The following is a 24,605-nucleotide window of genomic DNA, read 5'->3' as shown; positions in this document are numbered from 1 at the left end:
CTAGTAGCGCCAGTTCAGCGCGATGCTGGCGTTGCGAGGGGCGGCGTAGTAGGCCTGATCCCAGTAGAGGCTGGCGATGTACTTCTCGTTGGTGACATTGTTGAGATTGGCGCTGACGCTCCACTTCTTGTCGATGTCGTAACGCGCCATCAGGTTGAGCACGGCGTAGGCCTTTTGCCGGATTTCGCCGAGGCTCGTGTTGCGGTAGGTGTCGCTCTGCCAGTTGAGACTGCCGCCCACTTTCAACGCTTCGATGCCCGGCACGCGATAGGTCAGTGCGGTACGCAACAGGCGGCGCGGCACGTAAGTCCGCACGTCATGGCCGGCGCCATCGTCCATCGCCAGTTGCGTGTAGCCGAAACTCATTTGCAGGCGCGAGGTGAGTTGTCCCGAGGCGTCGAGCTGGATGCCCTGCGAGTTCGCCTCAATGCCGCGATAGACGGTGAGCGGACCGATCGTGCCGGCTTGCTCGGCGATGTTGTGCTGTTCGGTCTTGAAGAAAGCGAGCGAGGCGTTCAGCTTCTTGTCGAGGAATTCGCCTTTCAGGCCGATTTCTCGGCTGCGCCCGACCACCGGCTGGAGCGGGTTGCCCGAGGCGTCGGGCTGGTATTGCGGCGTGAAGATGGCTGTATGGCTCGCGTAGACGCTCAAGTTGGCGGTGAGGTCGTAGAGCAGGCCGGTGTAGGGGGTGACTTTGCTGGCGCTGCTTTCGCGCGCGACGCCGTAGGAGGTGCCGTTACTTTCCGCGTGCGTCGAGCGGGCGCCGACGATCAGCTTGAGATCGTCGTTCAGCGCAAGACGGGTGGCGGCATAGGCGCTCTTTTGCCGGAAGACGAAGTGGCTGCCGTTGACCGAGGCGTCAAACGACGGCATCGGGTAGTTGCCGTCCCAGTTTTGCAGCGGCGGTAGCGGCGTGCCGATGCCGCGCCCGTAGTGCGATACGTCGTCGAGCACGGACTCGGAGCTGTTGGCGCCGAAGGTGAGTTCGTGCTGGCGGCCACCGAGCGAGAAGCGCCCTTGAGCGGAGACGTCGGCCTGCGTCTGGCGGTTTTTCATGTCGTAGAGCGAGGGGTAGGCGGCGAGGCCAAGGCCGGTACTCGCGTCCGGGGTGCCGTAGACGTAGAACAGGGCGCCGTTGTTGTCGTATTGGCTGCGCGTCAGCGTCGCCTTGGCGCTCCAGTCCGCGTTGATCTCGTGGGCGAGTTCGACAAACGTGCTGGCGCTGCGGGAGTTCCAGTATGCCCAGTTGGCGGAAGTGCTGGTCGAGCTGTCGTAGTGCGTCGGATGGCCGTTGCTGTAGAGCATCGGCAGGGCGCCCCACAGCGGGCTGTGGTTGTTGTTGCGCTGCTGCTGGTGGCCGAGGGTGAGGACGGTCGATTCGTTCAGGTCGGCTTCGACGATGCCGGAAAAAACCGTTTTGTCGCGCGAGTAACGGTCGAGATAGGAGTCGGCGTCTTCGCGTGCAAAGACGAAGCGTCCGCGAATCCGCCCGGAGTCGATGAGTTTGCCCGATACCTCGGCATCGACGCGCGTTTTGCCCCAGGATCCGGCGCTGAGTCCTGCCGAGGCGGCAAAGTCCGCCGTCGGCCGCTTGCGGACGAAATTGACCGTTGCCGACGGGTTGCCGGTAGCCGAGGTCAGCCCGTTCGCGCCGTAGACGGCTTCGATGCGGTCATAGAGCGCCGTATCGATATCGCCATTGACGTTGCCGTAGGCAAAGGGCTGGCCGATGCCGTCGACGAGGAAATTGGTGATGTCAAAGCCGCGCGCCGTGTAGTAGGTGCGGTCGGTTTCGACCTTTTCGACGGTAATGCCGGACGAGGCGGCGAGCACCTCGTTAACGCTGTCGAGACGGAAGTCGTTCATCTGGCTGCGCGAAACGACCGACACCGTTTGCGGTGTTTCGCGCAACGAGAGGGCGAGCCCGGTGGCGGAACTGCTTTTGCGCGTGGTGTAGAGGCCGGAACGTTCGGTGCTGTCGCTGGCGTCCGCGCTGTCGGTGACGGTCACCGCGCTGAGTACGCGTTCCTCGGTCGTTACGGGATCGGCGGCAAAGGCCGGAGAGGCGCAGAACGCGGCCAGGGCGAGGGCGAGCGGACGACGGCGCAGTGCCGACGGCAGTGGGGTCGGGAAGTGCATGGAAACTCCAAGTGATGCCGGGGGCTGGCTTCCTCGGGAGTTCCGTCGGTGGCTGGCAGGCAGTGCGTGGTGCGAAGCGGGATAGCGATCCGACGCCAAGGAGCGTCGGCACTCTCGCGAAGTGGGCTCTTCTATGGTGCCGTAGGGCGGCGGAAGGGTGCTTGTTTTTGAGAGTGGTTCGCATTATAGGGGCGCGCTTCCTGCTGTCAAATCGCTCGCGCAGGGGCTTCCATCCGGCATGAGACTGCCGGATTGGCAAGGCGTGTGGTACATGCGACTGGGCATGGAGGCAGGGGCGGGCGTGAAGTTGGGAGCTGCCGAGCGCCGGCGTGTGTCAGGGCGAGGGTTTCTAGCGACGCTGATCTGGGCGACAATGACGCCTTTCGTGTATTCGCTTCGGGTGTCGCGTGCGGGTCTTTATGCCCGGTTTACGGGTACGCCGGCTCCATAGAACAAGAGGAAGGTCGCACCATGCTGCTGATGATCGACAACTACGACTCCTTCACCTACAACATCGTCCAGTATTTCGGCGAGTTGGGGCAGGACGTGCAGGTGGTGCGCAATGACGCCATCAGCCTTGCTGGTATCGCGGCGGCGGCGCCTCAGTATCTGGTGATTTCGCCGGGGCCCGGCACGCCGACGCAGGCGGGGGTGTCGCTGGCGGCGATTCGCGAATTCGCCGGCAAGATTCCGATCCTTGGCGTGTGTCTGGGGCATCAGGCGATTGGCGAAGCCTTTGGCGGGCGCGTGGTGCACGCGCAAAAGCTGATGCACGGCAAGGTGTCGCCGGTGCAGCATACGAATAGCGGCGTGTTTCGTGGTTTGCCGAATCCTCTGTCCTGTACGCGTTACCACTCGCTGGCCGTCGAGCGCGAGTCCTTGCCGGAGTGTCTGGAAATCTCCGCGTGGACGGACGACGGCGAAATCATGGGCCTGCGCCACAAGACGCTGGCGGTCGAGGGCGTGCAGTTTCACCCGGAGTCGATCCTCTCGGAGCGCGGCCACGATCTTCTGAAAAACTTCCTTGAGGAGCACGCTGCATGAAGCCGCAGGACGCGTTGACGCGGGTCATCGAGCATCGCGAGATATTCCATGACGAAATGGTGTCGCTGATGCGGCAGATCATGGGTGGCGAACTGTCGCCGGTGATGATCGCGGCGATCATTTCCGGTCTGCGGGTGAAGAAGGAAACCATCGGCGAAATCGCGGCGGCGGCCGAGGTGATGCGTGAGTTGTCGACCAAGGTGCCGCTCGCCGATACCTCGCGCGTCGTCGACACCTGCGGTACCGGCGGTGACGGTGCGCATACCTTCAACATCTCCACGGCGGCGATGTTCGTTGCTGCCGCTGGTGGTGCCCGTATCGCCAAGCACGGCGGCCGCTCGGTATCGTCGTCGTCGGGCAGTGCCGACGTGCTCGAAGCCCTCGGCGCGAATATCGAACTGTCGCCGGAGCGCGTCGCCGAGTGTCTGGAAGCGGTTGGCGTCGGCTTCATGTTCGCCCCCAATCACCATAGCGCCATGCGGCACGCCGGCGCGGTGCGCCGCGAACTGGGCGTGCGGACGATTTTCAACATCCTCGGCCCGCTGACCAATCCGGCCTGCGCGCCCAATCAGGTGCTGGGCGTCTTTCACGAAGACCTCGTCGGTATTCAGGTACGCGTGTTGCAGCGGCTGGGCAGCGCGCGTGCGTTGGTCGTCTTTGGCCGCGAATGCCTCGACGAGATTTCGATCTCCGGTGAAACCTGCGTCGGCGAGTTGCGCGATGGTCGCGTGACCGAGTACGTCGTGCATCCGGAACAGTTCAATCTCGCCGTGCACGATCCGCGCGTACTGCGGGTTGCCAGCGTCGAGGAGTCGAAGTCGGTGCTCCTGGGCGCATTGGCGAATCAGCCGGGCGCGGCGCGTGACATCGTTGCCCTCAACGCCGGAGCCAGCCTCTACGTTGCCGGCGTTTCGCCGACGCTTGCCGATGGCGTGAGCCTTGCCTTCGAGCAGATCGCCAGCGGCGCTGCGCGGCAAAAGCTCGACGACTTCGTGGCCTACACGCGGCGGGCGGCATGAGCGATATCCTCAAGCGCATCCTCGCCGTCAAGCACGAAGAAGTTGCCGCTGCCCGCAGTGCCAAGCCCCTCCACGCCCTGCGCGACGAAGCGGAAAGTCTGGCGCGCGAAGCGCCGGCGCGCGGTTTCGTCGCCGCGATTCGCCAGCGCGTCGATGTCGGGCAGGCGGCCGTCATTGCCGAGGTCAAGAAGGCGAGTCCGTCGAAGGGGGTGTTGCGTGCGGATTTTCGGCCCGCGGAGATCGCCCGTTCGTATGAACGGTACGGCGCGGCCTGCTTGTCGGTGCTCACCGATCAGCCCTTCTTCCAGGGCGCTCCTGCCTACTTGCAAGCGGCACGGGCGGCCTGCGCGCTGCCGGTGTTGCGCAAGGATTTCCTCGTTGACGCGTATCAGGTCTATGAAGCGCGGGCGATGGGGGCGGATGCCGTTCTGCTGATTGCGGCGGCGCTCGATCTCTCGGCCATGCGCGACATGGAAGCCTTGGCGCACAGTCTCGGTATGGGCGTTCTGGTCGAGGTGCATGACGCGGCCGAGCTGGAGGTCGCCTTGCGTCTCGAGACGCCCCTGATGGGCATCAACAATCGCAATCTGCGCAGCTTCGTCGTCGATGTGCAGACCACGCTGGATCTTCTGCCGCGCATCCCGCCGGAGCGGATCGTCGTCAGCGAGAGCGGCATTCTTGCTAAGGACGACGTGCGCCGTCTGCGCGATCAGTCAGTGAATGCTTTCCTCGTCGGCGAGGCCTTCATGCGTGCGCCCGAGCCGGGCGAAGCGCTCGCCGCTCTCTTCGGCTAACGAAGAGAGCGGGAAGTCAGGGGAAAGGCCGAGGGAAGACCGGAAGTCGGGTCTTCTGCGCGGCGCCCGTCCGGTAAGCGACGGGCGCGCTTTCTACTCGAGCAGAATCAGGTTGTCGCGGTGGATCAACTCGGGCTCGTGTTCGTAGCCGAGCACGGTGGCGATGTCCTGGCTGGCGTGACGGGCGATACGGCGTGCTTCGCCGCTGCTGTAGTTCACCAAGCCGCGCGCGATTTCGCGGCGCTCAGGTGTGACGCAGGCAACGACGGCGCCGCGTTCGAAATCGCCTTCGATGTCGCAGACGCCCACCGGCAGCAGGCTGCGGCCGGAGTGCAGCGCATCGACCGCACCTGCATCCAGATGCAGTGTTCCCGCCAACTGCAGGTGATCGGCGAGCCACTGTTTGCGCGCCGTCAGCGGCTGCGTGTCGGCGATGAGCAGGGTGCCGACACCGTCGCCACGGGCCAGACGCGGCAGCACGTCGGCTTCGCGTCCGCTGGCAATGACGGTGTGGGCGCCACTGCGGGCCGCGCGTTTTGCCGCCAGCACCTTGGTGATCATGCCGCCTTTGCCGTATTGCGTGCCGGCGCCGCCGGCCATACTTTCCAGCACTGGATCGCCTGCACGGGTCGTCTCGATCAGCGTCGCGTCGGGGTCTTTGCGCGGGTCGGCGGTATACAGGCCGCGCTGGTCGGTGAGGATGATCAGCGCGTCCGCTTCGACCAGATTGGCGACGAGGGCACCGAGGGTGTCGTTGTCGCCGAACTTGATTTCATCGGTAACGACCGTGTCGTTCTCGTTGATGATCGGCACCACGCCCAGACCCAGCAGGGTCGTCAGCGTTGAGCGTGCGTTGAGGTAACGCTTGCGGTCGGCGAGGTCTTCATGCGTCAGCAGCACTTGCGCCGTTTGCAACCCGTGCGCAACGAAGGCGCTTTCGTAGACCTGCGCCAGTCCCATCTGGCCGACGGCTGCTGCTGCCTGGAGTTCGTGTACGCCGGAGGGGCGACGCGTCCAGCCCAGACGCTGCATGCCGCAGGCAATGGCGCCGGAGGAGACGAGTACGACGTCGCGCCCGATGGCGCGCAGGGTGGCGATTTGCCGCGCCCATTCGCCGATGGCCTTGAGGTCAAGGCCCGCGCCGTTATTGGTGACGAGTGCTGAACCTACTTTGACGACCAGACGGCGGGCGTCGGCAAGCGGCTGACTCATGCGCGCGGCTCCGCGTGATGGGCGTCCTCGTCGTTGCTTTCGTCTGCGGCATTTTCCTCCTCCAGCGCCGCGTGCGGCGAGCCGTCGTGGCCCGGCTCGCCGCCCTCGTCCGCGAAGGCAGGGGCGACGGGCGGTGCGTTGGGAACGGGGGGCGCCAGCTTTTCCAGCGCGTCCTGCACGGCGAAGATGAGTGGCCGGCAGCCTTCACCGTTGATGGCGCTGATGCAGAAGCACGCATCGGCGGGGCCGTAGGCCTCGCGGAAGGCAGTGATGCGTGCCTCGCGTTCGTCTTCCGGGATCAGGTCGAGCTTGTTGAGCACCAGCCAGCGCGGACGTGCCGCGAGTTCCGGACTGTACTTTTCGAGCTCGCCGACGATGGCGCGAGCGTCACGCGCCGGATCGGCGTCCGGGTCGGGTGGCGCCAGGTCGATGATGTGCAGCAGCACGCGGGTGCGCGCCAGATGCTTGAGAAAGCGCACGCCCAAGCCCGCGCCATCGGCGGCGCCTTCGATCAGGCCGGGGACGTCGGCAATGACGAAGCTCTTGTTTTCGGCGACGCGCACCACGCCGAGATTCGGGTGCAAGGTCGTGAAGGGGTAGTCGGCGACCTTTGGGCGAGCCGCCGAGACTGAGCGAATGAAGGTGCTCTTGCCGGCGTTCGGCAAGCCGAGCAGGCCGACGTCGGCGAGGACACGCAGCTCGAGCTTCAGTTCGCGCTCTTCGCCGGCTTCGCCCTTGGTGCATTGACGCGGCGCGCGATTGACGCTCGACTTGAAGTGGATGTTGCCGAGGCCGCCGCGACCGCCTTTGGCGATGAGAACGCGTTTGCCGTCGACGTCCAGGTCGGCGACGATCTCGTTGCTGTTGATGTCGGTGAGCACCGAGCCGACCGGCATGCGCAGGACGATGTCCTCGCCACCGCGCCCATAGCAGTCCGCGGAACCGCCGTTTTCGCCGCGCTGGGCGAGGAATTTCCGCGTGTAGCGGTACTCGACGAGGGTGTTGATGTTACGGTCGGCGACCGCGTAAACGCTGCCGCCACGTCCCCCGTCGCCGCCATCGGGGCCGCCCATGGGCACGTATTTCTCGCGCCGAAACGAGGCGATACCATTGCCGCCGTCGCCGGCAGCGACGAAAATTTTCGCTTCGTCGATGAATTTCATTGGACGCCCTCCGAGGCTTTTTGCAGCTAAAAACTAAAAAGCCCTATCGCGAGGATAGGGCTTTCCGGCGACGCATGGCGTCGTCGATCCGTGCCGCGGCGATCAGGCTGCCGGGACGATACGAACCGTACGGCGACGCTTTTCGCCCTTGATGGTGAATTCGACACGGCCTTCGACCAACGCGAACAGCGTGTGGTCCTTGCCGATGCCGACGTTTTCACCCGGGTGGAACTCGGTGCCGCGCTGGCGAACGATGATGTTGCCGGCAGCGACGAGTTGACCGCCGTAGCGCTTGACGCCAAGGCGCTTCGATTCTGAGTCGCGGCCGTTACGCGAACTACCGCCTGCTTTTTTGTGTGCCATTTTTCAGATTCCTCTCAAGTCAGGTCGACACTTACGCCGAAATGCCGTCGATGCGGATTTCAGTGTAGTTCTGACGATGGCCTTGTTGCTTCCGATAGTGCTTGCGGCGACGCATCTTGAAGACCTTGATCTTGTCGTGGCGGCCCTGCGTGAGGACCGTGGCCTTGACGGAGGCGCCAGCAACAAACGGAGCGCCGATCTTCACCGACTCGCCTTCTCCTACCATGAGGATCTGGTCGATGGTGATTTCTGCGCCAACTTCTGCCGGTATCTGTTCTATTTTCAATTTTTCGCCAGCGACAACGCGATATTGCTTGCCGCCGGTTTTTATGACCGCGTACATGTTGGACTCCAAAGAACGAAACGAGGTGAAACGAACCGTGAATTATACGGATTTATCCCTCTGCGTCAAAGGTTTCCCCGCGTTTTTCCCGCTTTTTGTGTGGCTTTGTGCGGTCGGGGCGCCAGCTCTTGGCGGGCCGCTGTTTGGTGGAGAGTGTCTTGGCAGCGCGCAGCTTGACGCTAGCCGCGGCGGCGCCTACCATCTGGCGTTTTTTCGCCAAGGCATTTACCCGGGTGAAGCTGGAACAGTTCTACAGTCTGATCGGGCCAGATATGCAGGCCGTCGATGCCGTCATCCGTGCCCGACTCCATTCGGATGTCGTGCTGGTTCGGCAGGTCGCCGAGTACATCGTGCAGGGGGGCGGCAAACGCCTGCGTCCTGCGCTGGTGCTTCTCGCTGCCGGCGCGCTCGGCTATCGCGGCGAACGCCACCACCAGATGGCGGCGGTCATAGAGTTCATTCATACCGCCACCTTGTTGCACGACGATGTGGTCGATGAGTCCGAATTGCGGCGTGGCCGCGAGACGGCGAATGCGACCTTCGGCAATGCGGCGAGCGTGCTGGTGGGGGACTTCCTCTATTCGCGCGCCTTCCAGATGATGGTCGAGATCGGCGACATGCGCGTCATGCGTGTCACCTCGTCGGCGACCAACATCATTGCCGAGGGCGAAGTCCTGCAGTTGATGAACTGTCACGACAGCGATGTCGATGAGGAACGCTATCTCCATGTGATCCGCTTCAAGACGGCGAAGCTCTTCGAGGCTGCTGCGCAAATTGGCGGCATTCTCGGTGGCGCATCGCCGGAAATTGAACGCGGGCTCGCAGCGTACGGCATGCACTTGGGCACGGCTTTCCAGCTGGTCGACGACATCCTCGACTATTCGGGGGCCGAGGCCGAAACCGGCAAGCATCTCGGCGACGATCTGGCCGAGGGTAAGCCGACGCTGCCGCTAATCTACGTGATGCAGCGCGGCACGCCGGAACAGGCGGCGTGTGTGCGCAAGGCGATCGAGCAGGGCGGCCGAGAAGACTTCCCGGCCGTGCTCGCGGCAATTCGTGCGTCGGGCGCGCTGGAGTATGCGCAGCAGGCCGCGCAGAACGAGGCCAAACTCGCTGCGCGTGCATTAGATGCATTACCGGCTTCCCAATACAAAGATTCGCTGCTAGAATTGCCAGCCTTTGCAGTTGCACGGAAATATTAACGCAACTGCCGAGTAAATCTCTTCCGTCGGGGTGTAGCTCAGCCCGGTAGAGTACTGCGTTCGGGACGCAGGAGTCGGAGGTTCGAATCCTCTCACCCCGACCACTTATTCAAGTCAAAAGCTCTGAGAAATCAGAGCTTTTTTCTTCTTTAGGCTTTGCTGCCGGATACCTTATCGGTATTCCCCTCCGTATTCAACAAGGACCACCGAGCTGTACCTGCGCTGAGACCGGTTGCTGACGTTGGCGTAGATCAACACCCCGGCGGCGGGGATAAGGATGGCGGGTAGCTCGGACACTCTCCTTGTACCGGTGGGCTAGAAAGTCGAAACCCCTTTAGCGCGCAGCGATCTGGGTTGAGACAACGATATGACCTTGGCGAACCGCGCTTCGAGGCGAACCGGGTTTGCCGTCGCTTTTCTTCGCTTCGCGACGAGAAAATGCAGGAGATTCCGGTCGCCAGTCCGGTCAGGAAAATCGTCGTTTCGGGATTGTCGGGTGCCGCGAGCAAGGCGATTGCCGGTCCTGGGCAGTTGCCGTAAATTCCCCAGCCGATGCCGAACAGCGCCGATCCCTGCACTCGCGCCAGATCGGGGGGCCGGATTGAGGTGGAACTGCTGATGGAATGCCGGTCGCTGGCGTTTCAATATCCAGTGAAAGCTGATAGCGGCGATAACCACGGTACCTCCGAGAACGAAGGGCAGCGCGGGGTCCCATTTACCGGTCGCATCGAGGAAGGCGAATACCTTCAGCGGCGAAGTCGCTCCCGCCGCCTATGCCAAATGACTCACCCGGAAATCGGGTAAGTTACCCTCGGACTCTAAAGCCCTCTGCTACCAAAAACGGGGGGACGTCGGCCCCACAGCGCTACCACCGTCCCGGAGATGCGACCGTTTGCGCGCCTACTCAAACCTTGAAGCGTCCAATCTGCGAACGCAAGCTGACGGCGATCTGCTCAAGTTCTGCGGCGGTTTCGGCTGTGCCTCGGATCGTCGAGCTGGTTTCCTCGACCATCTGCGCGACCTGCTCGACTCGTTGCGCGATCGAAGTGCTTGCCGCACTTTGCTCGCGTGTCGAATTGGCCATCTCGCGGATGCGTTCGAGGGTGCGTCCGGCACCGTCTTCGATCGCACGCAGCGAATCGGCCGCCGAACCCGCCAGTTGCACGCATTGCTCGACTTCCGGCAGCGCCGCGTTCATCGCATCGACGGCACCGCTGGTGTCGCTCTGGATGCCGACGATCATCTGCTCAATCTCGGTCGTCGCCTCCGACGTGCGCTCGGCGAGCTTGCGCACCTCGTCGGCAACGACCGCGAAACCGCGCCCCTGCTCGCCGGCGCGTGCCGCCTCGATCGCCGCGTTGAGTGCCAACAGATTGGTCTGTGCGGCGATTTCCTTGATCACGTTGGCGATTGACGAAATCTGCGTGGCGCGTCCTTGCAGCGCAATAATCCGCTGCGAGGCACTGCTGACCGTCGACGAAATCTGGCGAATCGCCGCTGAAGCCTGGTCGACGCGCGCGCCGCCGTCGGCAGCCTGGTTCATGGCCGTCTGCGAATCTTGTGCGGTGTCGTGAGCGCTGTCCGAGATGTGCGTCGAACTGACGGTCATTTGCTCGATTGCCGCCGCCATCGACGAAGTCGCGTCGGCCTGCTGGCCGGCGGCGGTCGCCACCTCGGTCGACGCGTGACTGATCTCTGCCGCATTGCGGACAACGCGGTCGGCGTCGGTGTTGATCTCGGTGACCAGCTTGCGCAGCGCCACGACCATGCCGCCGAGCGCGTACAAGAGGCTGCCGTGCGGCGGCGAGCCGACATCGGCGCTCAGATCGCCTTCAGCGACACGTTCCATCACCGCCGTCGCCGTCCGTGGCTCACCACCGAGCTGACGCAGGATGCTGGCGCTGACGCGCCAGCCGAAAAAGCTCAGTGCTGCGAGCAAGGCCAGCGAGATGGCGCCAAAGATTAGCGCGGCGTGGCGGAACGCGGCATCGATATCGTCAATGTAGATACCCGTGCCGACGACCCAACCCCACGGCGCATATACCTTCGAATACGAGAGCTTTGGCTCGGGCTTGTCCTGTCCGGCACGTGGAAACCAGTAGTTGACGAAACCGCCGCCCTGCTGACCGACGCTGACGACTTCCTGCACCACCAGCTTGCCGGTGGCGTCTTTCATGTCCTTCTTGTTCGTGCCCTCGAACGCCGGTTTCGGCGGCAACAATATGTAGTTGCAGTCGGTATCGAGGATGAAATAGTACTCGCTGCCGCTGTAGCGAAGGCCGCGCAGGCTCTCGCGCGCCGCTTTCTTCGCCTCGTCCTCGGACAGCTTGCCGTCCTTCACCAACTGCTGGTGGTATTCGAGGACGCCGAGAGCGACCTCGATCAGGTTCTGTGTTTTCTCCTTGCGATCCTCAAGCAAACTGCCCTTGAGCTGAAATAGCCCGACCAAGCAGAGCGCCAGCAAGCCGCTCAGAGTCAGTAATACGAGCAATTGCATACGGGTAGATACCCGCAGTGACATCAGGCCCGACATGAAAAATTCCCCTCGTTACCGCATATCCGGTTTGAATAAAATAACACAAGTGATTTGTCGCTGTTGGGTTTAATTATTGTTTTGATTTTCTGTTATTAAAATCAATATCTTAGATAATTATTTTGCGGCGGGAAAAATGGCTCGTTGCAAAATCTGCGGTAATTTTACTGATCGGCCTGTTTATATCATCGAGACGCGCCCGCTCAACTTCAAGAAAAGATCAGTTTCCCTTGGTGGCGAGTCTCACGAAACCATGAAGTATGAGATCAAGCCAGAGGTGAATGAGATTCTGCGGGCACTCGCCATCCCTACGGAATGACCGCGCCTCGGCGCAAGTAAAATTCGCCGCGGTTGTCGTCAATGCGTATCAACGGTCAACGACCAGCCCCGTGCTGCACGGCGGCAGCGATAAGATTCCTTGCTGTTGGGGAATGGCTCCAGAATGGGGGCTGCTGCATTGGTTCTCCATTAATGGATAAGGAACAGTATGGGTAGCGCGCTGATCTTGGAACGTTGATTGGCAGTTCCTGCAGGAAACGGCCGTTCAATTATCTTGTGCTGCCGCGCAGACCCAGTTTGGGAGGTGGCGCTGTGGGGAGTTGTCGACCACACGGCTGGTGATCTACTGGGGGAGTAGGAATACCCGTCCGGGTATGTTCCGCAAAAATACGTGCTCCAGAAATCTTTTTGAAAATATTCAAAAAGAATAATTCCGGCTCCGGTTCTGCTCCCGTGCTCTAAAAAACTCTGATTTTTTACGTTTCTGCGTTGATACCCCGTGAGCGTCCAGCCCTGCCGCGACGACGCGTGATCTGGGTTTTTCGGTGGAGGACGGGGTGTGGCGCTATTCGTTTCGCACCAATCGGACGTTCCCCTCTCCCGTCTGGCCTGCGGGCGCGCAGAGTTCGTGTAAGCGGGCGATTTCTCGTCATCGGGCGCTCAGGCGTCGGATTCGTCGGATTCCGATTCCAGCCGTCGCGTTCTCAGGGCAAAATCGCCGCTTCGTCTTTTCCTGCGCGTATGGCTCCGGATCATGCACCGCCCCGTTATTGCCCATCTCAAAGCTGGCCGCTACTGCGATGCGATCGCGGCGGCGCGTTCCTGGCTCGAATGCACGAGTTATCCCCAGTTATCGCCCGATCTGGCCGGTGTGGTGGGCGAAGAGCGTACGTCGCTGCTTTCACTGGCGCGCGAGGTCTTGGCGATGGGCGGTCCGCTGGGCGGGCCTCTCTGGGGGGCGCCGGCCTTGTTGCATCTGGCGTCGGCCAATCGGCCTGAGGCGCTGCTGATGCCGCCACAAACCTTGCCGAAAGGCGTCGTGCGCGCAGGCTGGCTGCCGGCGGGGCTCCTCGACAGCGACATGCCCGTCGGCTTTGTCTGCAAGCCTGACAGTATCACCGTGCCGACCGACGAGGTGACGGCCGCCGTGCTGGTCTTGCAGACGGTCGAACTCGAGGCGCCGGAGTTGGCGGACGACTTTTTCATCGAGTCGATGGAGCCCATCGTCGATGAGCGGCAGGTACTTTCGGCACGGGTTTTGTTACCGTGGATCGAGGCGCTCGAAGCCACGCAGATCATGCTGCGGGGGGCGCGCGAGGCGGCGGGCGAGGCCGTGCCCGCCACGCCAAACGCCGGCGCGGGCGCGGGCACTTCCCGGCCACTCTTCCTGCCCGATTCGGTCGCTTCCTGGGCCTTGGCGGCCGGGCGTACCTTCGCGGCGATGGCGCGCTGAGCAAGGCCAGCGTGTGGGGCGCTGCGCCTCAAAGCGCGTATGGCGATTCACGGAGGCGCCTTAGCGCCAGTCGTTGCCCCCTGCCGAAGTAGCCAGGGGGTGTTCAACGCGATGCAATGGTCATTGTTTAGCGTGGCGCTCACCCTGCCGGCTGCCTGTCGCGGGGACCGACCAACGCCAGACAAAGGATCGCCATGAAATTCGCCCATTCCCTGATTGCCGTTGCGCTGTCTGCGGCAGCGCTGAGCGCGCACGCCGATAGCGTGACCCCGTTGACGACGCCGGACTGGAATACCTTTTATTTCGCCGACGCCGGTAGTCACTGGCTCGATGATTTTGCTGCCAACGCCCCCGGCAATTTGTCGTTCTCGCTGTCGCTGAGCGGTCCGGCCTGGCTCAAGGTGACCGATCTGGGGACGACGGGTGACGTCTTCGAAGTGTTCGACAACGGCCGCTCGCTTGGCCTCACTTCGGCGCCGCAGCTTGCCAATACGCAGGATATCGGCATTGATTTCGACGCCGCCTTTGCCAGCCGCGACTGGAGTCATGGCCAGTGGCTGCTCGGCGCGGGCACGCACGTCATTACCGGCCTTGTCAGCCGTTCGCCCGTGGGCGCCGGCATTGGCGGCTTGCAGGTGACGGCGGTTCCCGAGCCGGACGCGTATGCCTTGCTGCTGGCCGGTCTTGGCCTGCTCGGCTGGGCGGCGCGGCGCCGTGCCGTGCGCGGGGAGAGCGTCCATGCGTAAAACGACACTGCTTGCCGGCGCGCTGGCGCTGGCGTTTTCGGGAATGGCCGGCGCGGCGACCTGCGCGGCACCCGACACGCGGACCTCGGTCTTCATCGGCGGCGTCGATAGCGGCATTGCCAACGTCGACGCCGACGGCGCCGGGCCGGGCAATTGCACGCTCAACGACCTGCTCAAGGCCGACCTGCCCAACACGAGCTGGGCGAGCCACGCCAAATTCGTCGCCAACGCGACGGCGGTGATCAATGCCGTGCCGGAGAGCCAGTTGAGCCGCACGCAAAAGGCGGCGTTGATCGCTGCGGCTAGCGCCTCCGACGTCGGCAACGTACTGGCCGTCAAGGTCATCGCTTTCAACGATTTTCATGGCTCCTTCGACAAGCAAGGCGCGCTCTTCGGCGTACCGTCGACCGGCGGCGTGGCCAACATGGCGGCTCTCGTGCAGAAGTTGAAAGCGGCCAATCCGAACAACGTCGTCGTCTCCGCAGGTGACTTGACGGGCGCCAGCCCGCTGGCGTCGGCGCTGTTCCACGACGAGGGCAGCATCGAGGTGATGAATCGGCTGGGCCTCGAATTCAATGCGGTCGGCAATCACGAATTCGATGCCGGCGCGGCGGAACTGCTGCGCAAGCAGAATGGCGGCTGTGCCAGCGTCGATCTTAACGGCGTGGCCGTCGATCCGGCGACGACCTGCCGCGGCGCCGACGTGGGAACGCCGGTGCCGTTTGAGGGCGCGAAGTTCAAGTATCTGGCAGCCAATGTGCAGAACGGCGCTACCGGCAAAACGCTCTTTCCCGCCTACAAGATCAAGAGCTTCCAGGGCATTCCGGTCGCGATCATCGGCATGACTCTGCAAGGCACGCCGTCGATCGTCACGCCGGCGGGGGTTGGCGGCCTGACGTTTACCGACGAGGCCGATACGGTCAATGCGCTGATCCCGCAACTGCGCAATCAGGGTGTGCACGCCATCGTCCTGCTCATCCATCAAGGCGGCTTCACCAGCGGCGGCAAGGATGACTGCAAGGGATTATCGGATGCCATCGTGCCGATCCTCGACCGCTTGCACCCGGAGGTCGATGTCATCGTCAGCGGCCACACGCACTGGGCGTACAACTGCGTGCGCCCCGATGCGCAGCGTCCTGACGGGCGCCGTCTGACCAGTGCCGGCAAATATGGTCAGTTGGTGACCGACATCGATCTGGCCATCGATACGCGCAGCCGCGACGTGCAAAGCACCCGCGCCACCAACGTCGTCGTCGATCCGTCGGCGCTGACGCCGGTAGCACCGATCCAGAACATCGTCGATGGCTACAAGGCTCTGGCGCGCCCGATTGCCGGCCAGATCATCGGCTACATCGACCGCGACATCAGCAAGGCGCAGAACGCGGCCGGCGAATCGCAGGCGGGCGATCTCGTCGGCGATGCCTTCCTCGAAGCCACCGCGCCGGCGGACAAGGGCGGCGCCGTTGTCGCCTTCACCAATTACGGCGGCTTGCGTGGCACCGATCCGGTGTTCGCCTACTCGGCGACGCATCCCAACAACAAGGGCGCGGGCGACGGCAAGGTGTCCTACGACGCGGCATTCACCTTCATGCCCTTCGGCAACAATCTGGTGGTGCTCGACCTGACTGGCGACGATCTCAAGCGCGTTCTGGAGCAGCAGTTCGTGCCATCGGCCAAGGCGCCTGCCAGCTGCACGGCGTGGAACACCCAGACGAGCGGCGGCCGCTTCCTGCAACCGTCGGCATCGCTCAGCTACGCCTGGAGCGCGAGCCGCCCCGATTGCGACAAGATCGATGGCAGCACGCTCAAGATCAATGGTGCGGTTGTTGATCCGGCGGCGACCTACCGCGTCACCGTCAACAGTTTCCTGGCGACCGGCGGCGACGGCTTCACCATCTTCAACAAGGGCACGAATCGTCTCGGTGGCGCGCAGGATATCGACGCGCAGGTGGCCTGGTGGAAAGCCAATACCTCGGCGAGCGCTCCTTACTCGCCGGCGCCCTTGAATCGCATCCGCAAGTTCTGAGTTGGTGTTGCCGGGGTAGGCGGCGCGTGTCGTCCGCCCCGGTTGTCGAGGTGCTTATGCGTTGTTGCATCGCCGCCCGCGTGCGGCAAGGAGGGCGACGGGTCGTGGCTCTGGCGCTGTTGGCTGGCGCGGTGGGCGTCGGGGCCGGCCCGGCCGCCGCGCATGGTAGCGCGCCGGGGCACGCGCGGCCGGAGGAGTCTGCGCAGGGCATCGAGCGCGGCCTCGATCTCGCACTCAATTGCGATCACGCCATTCACGAACTGCTCGACGAGTACGCCGCCTGTTTGCGTAGCAATCAGATCGAGATCGGGACAGATACGGCGGCGGAAACCGCTTTTCGCTTCGTCGCCTGGCTGCGCGCGGCCAACGCGGCGTATCAGGGGTATCCGGACGGCGAGACGGTTCAGTTGCGCTTTCGTCAGGAGTACCTCGCCGCCGCCCGTCGGCATCCCGTTCCTCCTGAGCAGCTTTGCCGGGCGCTGGCGCTCGACTGCGCGCAGCTGCCGGTGGCGCCGCCGCGCCTGGCGGAGATAGGCGGCTAATCCGGGCTGGCCGCCGCATTCCCGGCGGGTGAAGGCGTATCGAGGGCCGATCGGGCGTGGGCTTGCTCGCCGGCGTTTGATGGGTGCATAGTCCTTCGCGCTCAGGCAGTCGCCTGTTTCCAGACGCTACGACGGGACGCGAGATGATCATTCAGGACTTCCGGCTGCTGCGGCAGCAGTGTTACATCGACGGGCAATGGCGCGACGCGGCGGGCGGCGAGACCTTTGCCGTGCTCGATCCGGCCAGCGGCACGCAGCTGGCGCAGGTGGCCAATGCGGGGGAAATCGACACGCAGCGGGCGATTGCTGCCGCTGAAGCGGCCCTGCCGGCCTGGCGGGCGCTCACCGCGAAAGAGCGCGGCGCCGTGTTGCGGCGCTGGTTCGAGCTGATTCTCGCCGCCAGTAACGATCTCGCGCAGCTGGTGACGGCCGAGGGCGGCAAGCCGCTGGCCGAGGCCAAGGGCGAGGTGGCCTTTGGCGCGTCCTTCGTCGAGTGGTTTGCCGAGGAAGGCAAGCGCGCCTACGGCGAGACGATTCCGCAGACGGTGGCTGACAAACGCTTCATCACCCTGCGGCAGCCGGTCGGCGTTTGCGCGGCGATCACGCCGTGGAATTTTCCGCTGGCGATGATCACGCGCAAGGTGGCGCCGGCGCTGGCTGCCGGTTGCACGGTGGTGATCAAGCCGGCGGAGCAGACGCCGCTGACGGCGCTGGCGTTGGTCGAGCTGGCCGAGCGTGCCGGCATTCCCGCCGGCGTCATCAACGTGGTGACGGGCAGCGCGCAGGCGTCGGTGGCGATTGGCCGCGCGCTGTGCGCGAGTCCGGTGGTGCGCCATCTGTCGTTTACCGGCTCGACCGAGGTCGGGCGCCTGCTGATGGCGCAGTGCGCCCCGACGATCAAGAAGCTGGCGCTCGAACTGGGCGGTAACGCGCCCTTCATCGTCTTTGACGATGCCGAAGTCAAGGCGGCGGTCGATGGCGCCGTCGCCGCCAAATTCCGCAATGCCGGGCAGACCTGCGTGTGCGCCAATCGGTTTTTGGTGCAGGACGGGATTTACGAGGCCTTTGCCGCCGAACTGGCGACGCGCGTGGCGGCGCTGAGCGTCGGCCGTGGGACGGATGCGGGCGTCACGCAAGGGCCGTTGATCGACGCGGCAGCGGTCGCCAAAGTCGAATCGCTGGTCGTCGACGCGCAGGCGCATGGCGCCCGCGTGCTGAGCGGCGGCGCCCGGCATGCGCTGGGCGGCGGCTTCTTCCAGCCGACGGTGCTGGCGGACGTGACGCCCGCCATGCGTATCGCGCAGGAAGAGATTTTCGGGCCAGTGGCGCCGTTGTTGCGCTTTTCACGCGAGGAAGAGGCCATTGCCCTCGCCAATGCCACCGAATACGGCTTGGCGGCCTACTTCTACTCACGCGATGTCGGGCGTTGCTTGCGCGTTGGCGAGGCGCTCGATTACGGCATGGTGGCGATCAATACCGGCTTGCTCTCCTACGAAGTCGTGCCGTTTGGCGGCATCAAGCAGTCGGGCGTCGGTCGTGAGGGCTCGCGGCATGGTCTCGACGAGTATCTCGAGATCAAGTACCTCTGCCTCGGCGTCGCCTAGCGGCGGCGTCTTGCTCCTCGGGCGGCGCGGGGGCGGCGTGGCGCAACGTTATCGCCACCCTCAGCAGGGCTCCCAGCGGATGAAGTCCGCGCCGTCGTGCGTGGCGAGCTTCGCGGTGAGTTGCCGGGTCAGTTCGGCGGCCGGCAGCGGGCGGCTGAACAGATAGCCTTGCGCTTCGTGGCAGCCGAAGCTGCCGAGATAGGCGAGCTGGCGGTCGGTTTCGACGCCCTCGGCGATGACCGACAGTTTGAGCGTGCGGCCAAGCTGGATGATGGCACGGACAATCGCGCTGTCGTCCGCGTCGCCGCCGAGACTGCGCACGAAAGACTGGTCGATCTTCAGTTTGTCGACGCGAAAGCGGTTGAGGTAAGCGAGGCTCGAATAGCCGGTGCCGAAGTCGTCGATGGAGAGTTTGACGCCCAGCTGGTGCAGGCCGTTGATCGTCTGCAGGACCATGTCGGTATCGTGCAGCAGGATCGATTCGGTCAGCTCCAGTTCGAGCCGGTGCGGCGGCAGGCCGCTTTCGTCGAGGGTGCGCGCAACGCAGTCGAGGATGTTGCCATGCCGGAACTGTAGCGCTGAGAGATTGACGGCGACCGTCAGCGGCGGCAGGCCGCGTTCGTCCCAGACGCGGGCTTGCCGGCAGGCTTCTTCCATGACCCATTCGCCGAGCGGCAGGATCAGCCCGCTGTCTTCGGCGACGGGAATGAAGCTGTTTGGCGGCACCAGTTCGCCGTTGGCTTTTTGCCAGCGGACGAGGGCTTCGACGCCGACGATCTCGCCGCTGGCGATGTTGATCTGTGGCTGGTAATGCAGCACGAATTCGCGGTTGGCGAGCGCCTTGCGCAGGCTGCCCTGTAGTTGCAGGCGCGCCATGGCATCGACGCTCATCCGGCTTTCGTAGAAGCGGCTGCCGCCACCGCCATTGCCCTGCACATGTCCGAGCGCGGCGTCGGCCTTGCGCAGCAGGATGTCGAGGCTGGTGCCGTCTTCCGGATAGCGGCTGATGCCGATGCCGAACGACAGGTAGAGCGTGTGTCCGCCCAACACCACCGGATCGGCGCCGGCGCGCAGCAGGTCGGCGACGCGCGCTTCGATGACGGCTTTGTTCGGCGTGTCCTGACAGAGGGCGATGAATTCCTTGCCGCCGTGCCGGCTCAGGAAGTCGCCTTCGGGCAGGCGCTTCTTCAGGCGCTCGACGACGGCCATCAGCAGCCGGTCGCCGATGTCGTGTCCGAGGCTGTCGTTGATTTCCTTGAAACCTTCGAGGCTGATGTAGAGCAGCGCCATGCTGCGCCGCGCGCGGGCGCTGGTGGCGGCGGCGTTTTCGTAGAACTTGCGCAGTTGCAGGCGGTTCGGCAAGTTGGTCAGGGGGTCGTGGTGGGCGAGGTGTTCGAGGCGCTTTTCGGCCTCGTCGCGGCGGCGGCGGCTACGCAGATTCTGGATGCCGAAGGCGAGGTTTTTCGCCAGATCGCTGAGCAGCGCGATTTCTTCTTCGCCGAAAGCGTCGGCCTCGCCGGAGTAGATGCCGAGTGAGCCGAAAACCTCGCCGTCGCTACGCAGCGGAATGGCGATGCCGGCGACGTAGCCGCGTTCGAGCGCGGCGTCGCGCCAGTGGCTGCTGGGCGGAACGTCGGCGATGTTCTCCATAATCTGCAGGCGGCCGGTGCGGATGGCCTTGCCGGTGGGGCCATCGCCGAGCGCCGAGTCGCTCCAGACGACTTCGATGCTTTGCAGAAAGCCGTCGTTATGGCCGGCAAAGCTCACCGGACAGACAGTCTTGTTGGCGTCGGCGGCGGCAAAGCCGGCCCAGGCCATGCGATAGCCGCCACGGTCGACGATCAGCTGGCAAATTTCATCGAGCAGCACCAGTTCGGTGTCGGCGTGCAACAGCGTGGTATTGCAGTCGCTGAGCAGGCGCAGGGTACGTTGGAGTTTTTCGACGTGCGCTTCGGCAGCGTGGCGGGCGCTGCTGTCGCTGAGTGTGCCGATCAGTGTCGCCGGTCGCGTCGGGTCGCGGCGCAGGCTGAATTCATGCGGGCGCGCGGGCGCGTACGGCGAAAGGAATCTCCCGCTATGCCGGCGCGCTGCCTCGGCCGCCGGGTCGGCGAGCGCGGCGAGCATCGCGGCGAGGGCGTCGGTGCCGATGAATTCCGCGAAGGAGCGACCGAGAAGCGCCTCGCCTGTCGCCGCACACAGTGCCTGAAAAAGATCGTTCCAGGCGCGCAGCCGGCCATCGTCGTCGAGCAGAAAGACGGGGCAGGGCAGGCTGTCGATTGTCGCGTCGCGTAGCCACGTTGCCGCTCCGCTCTCGTCGAGGTCGGCAGCGGGGCTGAGAGCGAGGCCGTGCACAGGAGTGCGTGCTGGCTCGGGCGCCGGGTCAAGGCGCAGCGGTGGGTCGGTGGCACTCGCGGCCGGTGCATCGGGCGGCGGTGCCAGCTGTTCGGGTGAGGGGCGCCGCATTTAGGCGACCCGGAAGTATTCGACGGCCTTGTCCAACTGTAACGCCAGGGCATCCAGCGCTTTGGCCGAGGCGGCGTTGTTCTGGATGGTGGCGTTGGTTTCGTCGGTCATCGTCGCAATGCTCTCGACGTTGCGGGCGATGTCGCCGGCCACTACCGCTTGTTCCTTGGTCGCCGAGGCGACTTCGCGGGCGCGCTCGCGCGAGTCGACGGCCTGACTGAGGATGTCCTGCAAGAGACCGCTGGCTTCGCGTGCCTTGGCGAGACCGGCTTCCACTTGCGGCACGGCCTGCTCCATGGCGCCGACGGCGTCGTGCGTGCCGACTTGCACGGCGGAAAGCATGACGCCGATTTCGCCGGTGGCCTTGGCGGTGCGTTCGGCGAGCTTGCGTACTTCGTCGGCGACGACGGCGAAGCCACGCCCCTGTTCGCCCGCACGCGCGGCTTCGATGGCGGCGTTGAGCGCCAGCAGATTGGTTTGTTCGGCGATTTCCTGAATGACGCCGGCGATGCTGCCGATTTCTTGTGTGCGCGTTTCAAGCTGACGGATTTGCGTCGAGGATGTGCTGACGGTCGTCAGGACATCGGCAATCTGCGTTGCCGACGCGTTGACGAGGGCGTGGCCCTGTTCGGCGAGTTGCGCGGCGCGGCTGGAGTTCTCTTCGGTGGCGCGGGCGATCTGCGAGACTTCGTGAATGCTGACCGTCATCTCCTCGATCGAGGCGGCGGTGGCGGCGGTCGAACTCGATTGCACTTCGGAGGCCTTGCGGATTTCGTCCGCCGAGTCCGCCAGCTGGTTGGCGTCGCCCTTCAGGCCATGCGCAAGCGTGCGGATTTCCGTGAAGATCGCCTTCAGCCGGTCCTGCATCGTTGCCATCGAGGCGATGAGGCTATCGGGGGCGGCCGCGCGGCGTGTCGCCGCCGTCACCAGATCGCCGCTGGCGATACGCTGGGCGATGGCACTGGCTTCGTTCGGTTCGCCGCCGAGTTGATGGGTGATCGACTTGCCGGCGAGGTAAGAGACGCCGATCAGCACCAGCAGCGCGGCGAGGATGATGCCGCCGAGACGAAATGCCTCGGTCTTGAAGACGGCGTCGACGTCGTCGATGTAGATGCCGGTGCCGAATACCCAGCCCCAGGGTTTGAATTCGCTGGCAAGCGAGGTCTTGGGAATCGGCGTGTCGCTGCCGGGGCGGGCGATCTGGTAGCTGAAGAAGCCCCGGTTTTCGCCGGTGGTGCCGGCGTGGATGATCGTCTGGATCAGCGAGGGGTCGATTGCGTGCTGCTTGCCGCCTTGCGCAGCGGCGAGCAGGGTTTCGGCCTGGCGGTTGAAGATGAAGAAGTAGTCGCCACTGCCGTAGGTCATGGCGCGCAGGCTGTTGATGGCTTCTTTTTTGGCCTCGTCGTCGGCCAGGGCACCGCTTTGTGCAAGATCCTGGTAGCGGCTGAGGACGCCGTTGGCCGAGGTGACCAGGGCCTGGATTTTTTCCTTGCGGTCCTCGAGCAGGTTGCTGCGCAGGTTGAATAGCGAGTAGGTGCTGATGGCGATCAGGCCGAGCAAGGCGACGGCGGTCATGATCGCGAGCCGTGCCTTTACGCTGAGTGCGGCGAATTGCATGAGATTTCCTCGATCTGGTTAATCCGACGGTGCCGCCCGACCGAGTGGCGGAAAACCGCTTGTCGCACAAGCGCTTAAGCAGAAGCTCAAGGTTTATGCATTTGGATTATCAGAAAGAGGGGTCAAGGGGTCAATCAGGGTGTTCCTGATAAGGGCGACGAAATCCCTTAATTAGTTATTCGACCTTATAACGGGGTGATTCCCTGACGTATTGCGTAGCGAACGAGACCGGCCAGGTCGTGAATATCCAGCCGCTCCATGATTTGCGCGCGATAGGTTTCGATGGTTTTGACGCTGAGACTGAGATCGCTGCTGATCGCCTTCGTGGTTTTACCCTGGGCAATCATCTTTAATACCTGCCGCTGCCGGGGCGTTAATCCATCGCTCTTGTCGAGCAGGGTGGCTGGATCGAGGTAGCCGGCGACGACCATCTTCGATACCGTCGCCGACAGCCAGAGATCGCCGCGCATGACGGCGGCAATGGCCAGAGGTAATTCTTCGGGTGCTGAATCCTTGAGCAGATACCCTGCCGCACCCTGCAGGAATACGCGCAAGACGTATTCCTCGCTGATGTGCATCGACAGGACGATGACGCGTACCTTGGGCTGCGCTTCATTGATGATGCTGATCGCTTCCAGACCCGACATGCCCGGCATCGAGAGGTCGATGAGCAGCAGGTCCGGTTGCAGTTCGCCCGTCAGGCGGACGGCTTCCTGACCATTGGCGGCTTCGCCGACGATGTCGACGCCGCCGGCGTCACGCAGCAATGAGGCAATGCCGGCGCGGACCAGATGGTGGTCATCGGCAAGGAGAACGCGTGTAGTCATGCTCGTTTTTGCGGCTGGGGGAAGGAAAGGAGGATCTCGGTGCCTTCGCCGGGGCGGCTGTTGATCAGCATTTGGCCGCCGCAGGAGAGGCTGCGCTCACGCATGCCGATGAGGCCCAGAGGGCTTGGGGCGCCCGCCGTCGCGCGTTTGTCGGACGAGGTTGGCGGGGTGAAGCCGGTGCCGTTGTCGCGCACGCTCAGGCGCAGTTCGTCGTGTTCGAAGACGAGCTCGACCTTGATCTGCGTGGCTTGCGCGTGGCGCAGGGCGTTGGTGATGGCTTCCTGCGCCACGCGCAGGCAGCACAGTTCGATTTCGGGCGAAAAGCGCGCGTCGGCCAGCTGTTCTTCAAAGAAAACACGGGTCTCGGGCGGCAGGACGAGCTTGTTCAGGCAGGAGCAAAAGGCGGCGGGCAAGCCGAGTTCGTCGAGTTCGGCAGGGCGCAGACGGTGGGCGAGCGTGCGCGTCTTGTGCATCAATTGCTCGGTGATCAGGCGTGCCTGATTGAGCGCTTCATGCGCTTCGGCGTTTTGCGCGTGCTCGTCGGCGCGCTTGATGGCGATCTTCAGGGCCGTCAGTGACTGGCCGATCTCGTCGTGCAGTTCCAGTGAGATGCGCTTGCGCTCTGCCTCCAGAATGCCGATGACGGTGCTGGCGAAAGAGTCGATCTGCGCGGCCGCAGGCTTTGCGGCCTCCTTGCGGGGGGCGAGGTGTTCGATATGAGCAATCAGTGAGACGAGCTGGCCTTCCTGACCGCGCAGTCCGACCATGTTCTTGCGGACATGCAGAAAATGCCCGTTCTTGCGCAGCAGCTTTTTTTCCAGCGAGACGTTTTCGACGTTCCCTTGCAGCAACTGCTCCAGCAGCTGCGATTCGCGTGCCAGGTCGCTGGGGAGTGAGCGCTGTTCCGGCGGCAACTGACGCAACTCGCTTTCGGAGTATCCCGTCAGGCCACACAAACGCTGGTTGGCAAAAAGTATCTGGCTGTCGAGTGAGCAGATCGCCATGCCGACGGGCGCCTTGTCGAAGGCTTCGCGTAAACGGTAATGGTATCCACGAGGCTCCAGCCAGAGGGGCGATAATATGCCATCGTTATTTTGCCACGCCGTGCCGGAGAGCGGAGGTATTGGCTTTGATGGTTTTTTCATCGTCCTTCGGGGGGAGGGTCTATGCGCGTAAGTATCCGGCGTTGTGCGCTATCACATACGGCAAAGGTACCACAGGTGGGTAGTTTGTCGA

At 63.7% G+C, this 24,605-nt stretch carries 20 protein-coding genes, 1 tRNA gene and 1 pseudogene; 10 read left to right on the top strand and 12 right to left on the bottom strand.

Annotated elements, in window-relative coordinates:
* On the bottom strand, positions 1-2,139 hold the full coding sequence (locus tag GHK24_RS02515; RefSeq protein WP_153468419.1) for a TonB-dependent siderophore receptor: 2,139 nt from the start codon (positions 2,137-2,139) through the stop codon (positions 1-3).
* 471 nt (positions 2,140-2,610) lie between these two features.
* Between GHK24_RS02515 and GHK24_RS02510 the strand changes: the two genes are divergently transcribed.
* From GHK24_RS02510 to trpC, 3 genes are read left to right on the top strand one after another with little or no spacing between them, the layout of a single operon-like run.
* Positions 2,611-3,183, top strand: a complete 573-nt coding sequence (locus tag GHK24_RS02510; RefSeq protein WP_153468416.1) for an aminodeoxychorismate/anthranilate synthase component II — start codon at positions 2,611-2,613, stop codon at positions 3,181-3,183.
* Positions 3,180-4,202, top strand: a complete 1,023-nt coding sequence (gene trpD, locus GHK24_RS02505; protein WP_153468413.1) for an anthranilate phosphoribosyltransferase — start codon at positions 3,180-3,182, stop codon at positions 4,200-4,202. The genes GHK24_RS02510 and trpD overlap by 4 nt, the downstream gene beginning before the upstream one ends.
* Positions 4,199-4,996, top strand: a complete 798-nt coding sequence (gene trpC, locus GHK24_RS02500; protein WP_153468410.1) for an indole-3-glycerol phosphate synthase TrpC — start codon at positions 4,199-4,201, stop codon at positions 4,994-4,996. Before trpD ends, trpC begins: the two co-directional genes overlap by 4 nt.
* Before the next feature lie 93 nt (positions 4,997-5,089).
* On the opposite strand, the gene proB is transcribed toward trpC, so the two are convergent.
* The 4 genes from proB to rplU all read right to left on the bottom strand — a co-directional run bounded on the left by proB (position 5,090) and on the right by rplU (position 8,077).
* Entirely contained in the window at positions 5,090-6,208 is a 1,119-nt protein-coding gene (gene proB, locus GHK24_RS02495) for a glutamate 5-kinase (RefSeq protein ID WP_153468407.1), read from the bottom strand.
* A complete protein-coding gene (gene cgtA, locus GHK24_RS02490) occupies positions 6,205-7,371 on the bottom strand; it encodes an Obg family GTPase CgtA (RefSeq protein WP_153468404.1) in 1,167 nt (388 codons plus the stop codon). The genes proB and cgtA overlap by 4 nt, the downstream gene beginning before the upstream one ends.
* Positions 7,372-7,473: 102 nt before the next feature.
* A complete protein-coding gene (rpmA, locus tag GHK24_RS02485) occupies positions 7,474-7,734 on the bottom strand; it encodes a 50S ribosomal protein L27 (RefSeq protein ID WP_153468401.1) in 261 nt (86 codons plus the stop codon).
* Positions 7,735-7,765: 31 nt separating this feature from the next.
* Entirely contained in the window at positions 7,766-8,077 is a 312-nt protein-coding gene (rplU, locus tag GHK24_RS02480) for a 50S ribosomal protein L21 (RefSeq protein WP_153468398.1), read from the bottom strand.
* A gap of 233 nt (positions 8,078-8,310) precedes the next feature.
* On the opposite strand from rplU, the gene ispB reads away from it, so the two are divergent.
* Together ispB and GHK24_RS02470 are read left to right on the top strand one after the other, a co-directional pair.
* Positions 8,311-9,279 (top strand): octaprenyl diphosphate synthase, encoded by a 969-nt coding sequence (ispB, locus tag GHK24_RS02475; protein WP_167680878.1) that lies wholly within the window; start codon positions 8,311-8,313, stop codon positions 9,277-9,279.
* A gap of 27 nt (positions 9,280-9,306) precedes the next feature.
* A tRNA-Pro gene (locus GHK24_RS02470) sits at positions 9,307-9,383 on the top strand.
* Positions 9,384-9,530: 147 nt separating this feature from the next.
* On the opposite strand, the gene GHK24_RS13955 is transcribed toward GHK24_RS02470, so the two are convergent.
* From GHK24_RS13955 to GHK24_RS02465, 3 genes and pseudogenes are all read right to left on the bottom strand, one after another.
* Positions 9,531-9,857, bottom strand: a complete 327-nt coding sequence (locus GHK24_RS13955) for a DUF6691 family protein (protein ID WP_422917815.1) — start codon at positions 9,855-9,857, stop codon at positions 9,531-9,533.
* A gap of 82 nt (positions 9,858-9,939) precedes the next feature.
* Positions 9,940-10,029, bottom strand: a pseudogene (locus GHK24_RS13950) (DUF6691 family protein); the annotation flags it as partial.
* A gap of 154 nt (positions 10,030-10,183) precedes the next feature.
* Positions 10,184-11,776 (bottom strand): methyl-accepting chemotaxis protein, encoded by a 1,593-nt coding sequence (locus tag GHK24_RS02465; RefSeq protein ID WP_228384483.1) that lies wholly within the window; start codon positions 11,774-11,776, stop codon positions 10,184-10,186.
* A gap of 1,069 nt (positions 11,777-12,845) precedes the next feature.
* Between GHK24_RS02465 and GHK24_RS02460 the strand changes: the two genes are divergently transcribed.
* The 5 genes from GHK24_RS02460 to GHK24_RS02440 all read left to right on the top strand — a co-directional run bounded on the left by GHK24_RS02460 (position 12,846) and on the right by GHK24_RS02440 (position 18,462).
* Entirely contained in the window at positions 12,846-13,544 is a 699-nt protein-coding gene (locus GHK24_RS02460) for a hypothetical protein (RefSeq protein WP_153468392.1), read from the top strand.
* A gap of 194 nt (positions 13,545-13,738) precedes the next feature.
* Complete coding sequence (locus GHK24_RS02455; protein WP_153468389.1) at positions 13,739-14,290, top strand: FxDxF family PEP-CTERM protein; 552 nt, start codon at positions 13,739-13,741, stop codon at positions 14,288-14,290.
* A complete protein-coding gene (locus GHK24_RS02450) occupies positions 14,283-16,316 on the top strand; it encodes a bifunctional metallophosphatase/5'-nucleotidase (RefSeq protein WP_194286355.1) in 2,034 nt (677 codons plus the stop codon). The genes GHK24_RS02455 and GHK24_RS02450 overlap by 8 nt, the downstream gene beginning before the upstream one ends.
* A gap of 104 nt (positions 16,317-16,420) precedes the next feature.
* Positions 16,421-16,858, top strand: a complete 438-nt coding sequence (locus GHK24_RS02445) for a hypothetical protein (RefSeq protein ID WP_153468384.1) — start codon at positions 16,421-16,423, stop codon at positions 16,856-16,858.
* Between the two features lie 143 nt (positions 16,859-17,001).
* Positions 17,002-18,462, top strand: coding sequence for an NAD-dependent succinate-semialdehyde dehydrogenase (locus tag GHK24_RS02440; RefSeq protein ID WP_153468382.1), 1,461 nt, complete (start codon positions 17,002-17,004; stop codon positions 18,460-18,462).
* A 60-nt stretch (positions 18,463-18,522) separates the two neighbouring features.
* On the opposite strand, the gene GHK24_RS02435 is transcribed toward GHK24_RS02440, so the two are convergent.
* The 4 genes from GHK24_RS02435 to GHK24_RS02420 all read right to left on the bottom strand — a co-directional run bounded on the left by GHK24_RS02435 (position 18,523) and on the right by GHK24_RS02420 (position 24,514).
* On the bottom strand, positions 18,523-20,925 hold the full coding sequence (locus GHK24_RS02435) for a sensor domain-containing protein (protein WP_153468378.1): 2,403 nt from the start codon (positions 20,923-20,925) through the stop codon (positions 18,523-18,525).
* Positions 20,926-22,542, bottom strand: coding sequence for a methyl-accepting chemotaxis protein (locus tag GHK24_RS02430; protein ID WP_228384482.1), 1,617 nt, complete (start codon positions 22,540-22,542; stop codon positions 20,926-20,928).
* Positions 22,543-22,727: 185 nt separating this feature from the next.
* The gene (locus tag GHK24_RS02425) at positions 22,728-23,369 is read right to left on the bottom strand and encodes a response regulator (protein ID WP_153468375.1); all 642 of its coding nucleotides are present in this window, start codon (positions 23,367-23,369) and stop codon (positions 22,728-22,730) included.
* A complete protein-coding gene (locus tag GHK24_RS02420) occupies positions 23,366-24,514 on the bottom strand; it encodes a sensor histidine kinase (RefSeq protein ID WP_153468372.1) in 1,149 nt (382 codons plus the stop codon). The genes GHK24_RS02425 and GHK24_RS02420 overlap by 4 nt, the downstream gene beginning before the upstream one ends.
* Positions 24,515-24,605 lie beyond the last annotated feature (91 nt).

The sequence above is a fragment of the Rhodocyclus gracilis genome (genome assembly GCF_009617575.1).
GTDB classification, from domain to species: Bacteria; Pseudomonadota; Gammaproteobacteria; order Burkholderiales; family Rhodocyclaceae; genus Rhodocyclus; species Rhodocyclus gracilis.
The sequence above is the reverse complement of the archived record's forward strand: the minus strand, read 5'-3'. Positions and strand labels throughout refer to the sequence as shown.

Bases quoted from the DNA above. Each gene is read 5' to 3' on its own strand.
- GHK24_RS02515 (WP_153468419.1), bottom strand. From the start codon at position 2,139: ATGCACTTCCCGACCCCACTGCCGTCGGCACTGCGCCGTCGTCCGCTC.
- GHK24_RS02510 (WP_153468416.1), top strand. From the start codon at position 2,611: ATGCTGCTGATGATCGACAACTACGACTCCTTCACCTACAACATCGTC.
- trpD (WP_153468413.1), top strand. From the start codon at position 3,180: ATGAAGCCGCAGGACGCGTTGACGCGGGTCATCGAGCATCGCGAGATA.
- trpC (WP_153468410.1), top strand. From the start codon at position 4,199: ATGAGCGATATCCTCAAGCGCATCCTCGCCGTCAAGCACGAAGAAGTT.
- proB (WP_153468407.1), bottom strand. From the start codon at position 6,208: ATGAGTCAGCCGCTTGCCGACGCCCGCCGTCTGGTCGTCAAAGTAGGT.
- cgtA (WP_153468404.1), bottom strand. From the start codon at position 7,371: ATGAAATTCATCGACGAAGCGAAAATTTTCGTCGCTGCCGGCGACGGC.
- rpmA (WP_153468401.1), bottom strand. From the start codon at position 7,734: ATGGCACACAAAAAAGCAGGCGGTAGTTCGCGTAACGGCCGCGACTCA.
- rplU (WP_153468398.1), bottom strand. From the start codon at position 8,077: ATGTACGCGGTCATAAAAACCGGCGGCAAGCAATATCGCGTTGTCGCT.
- GHK24_RS02465 (WP_228384483.1), bottom strand. From the start codon at position 11,776: ATGCAATTGCTCGTATTACTGACTCTGAGCGGCTTGCTGGCGCTCTGC.
- GHK24_RS02460 (WP_153468392.1), top strand. From the start codon at position 12,846: ATGCACCGCCCCGTTATTGCCCATCTCAAAGCTGGCCGCTACTGCGAT.
- GHK24_RS02455 (WP_153468389.1), top strand. From the start codon at position 13,739: ATGAAATTCGCCCATTCCCTGATTGCCGTTGCGCTGTCTGCGGCAGCG.
- GHK24_RS02450 (WP_194286355.1), top strand. From the start codon at position 14,283: ATGCGTAAAACGACACTGCTTGCCGGCGCGCTGGCGCTGGCGTTTTCG.
- GHK24_RS02440 (WP_153468382.1), top strand. From the start codon at position 17,002: ATGATCATTCAGGACTTCCGGCTGCTGCGGCAGCAGTGTTACATCGAC.
- GHK24_RS02435 (WP_153468378.1), bottom strand. From the start codon at position 20,925: ATGCGGCGCCCCTCACCCGAACAGCTGGCACCGCCGCCCGATGCACCG.
- GHK24_RS02430 (WP_228384482.1), bottom strand. From the start codon at position 22,542: ATGCAATTCGCCGCACTCAGCGTAAAGGCACGGCTCGCGATCATGACC.
- GHK24_RS02425 (WP_153468375.1), bottom strand. From the start codon at position 23,369: ATGACTACACGCGTTCTCCTTGCCGATGACCACCATCTGGTCCGCGCC.
- GHK24_RS02420 (WP_153468372.1), bottom strand. From the start codon at position 24,514: ATGAAAAAACCATCAAAGCCAATACCTCCGCTCTCCGGCACGGCGTGG.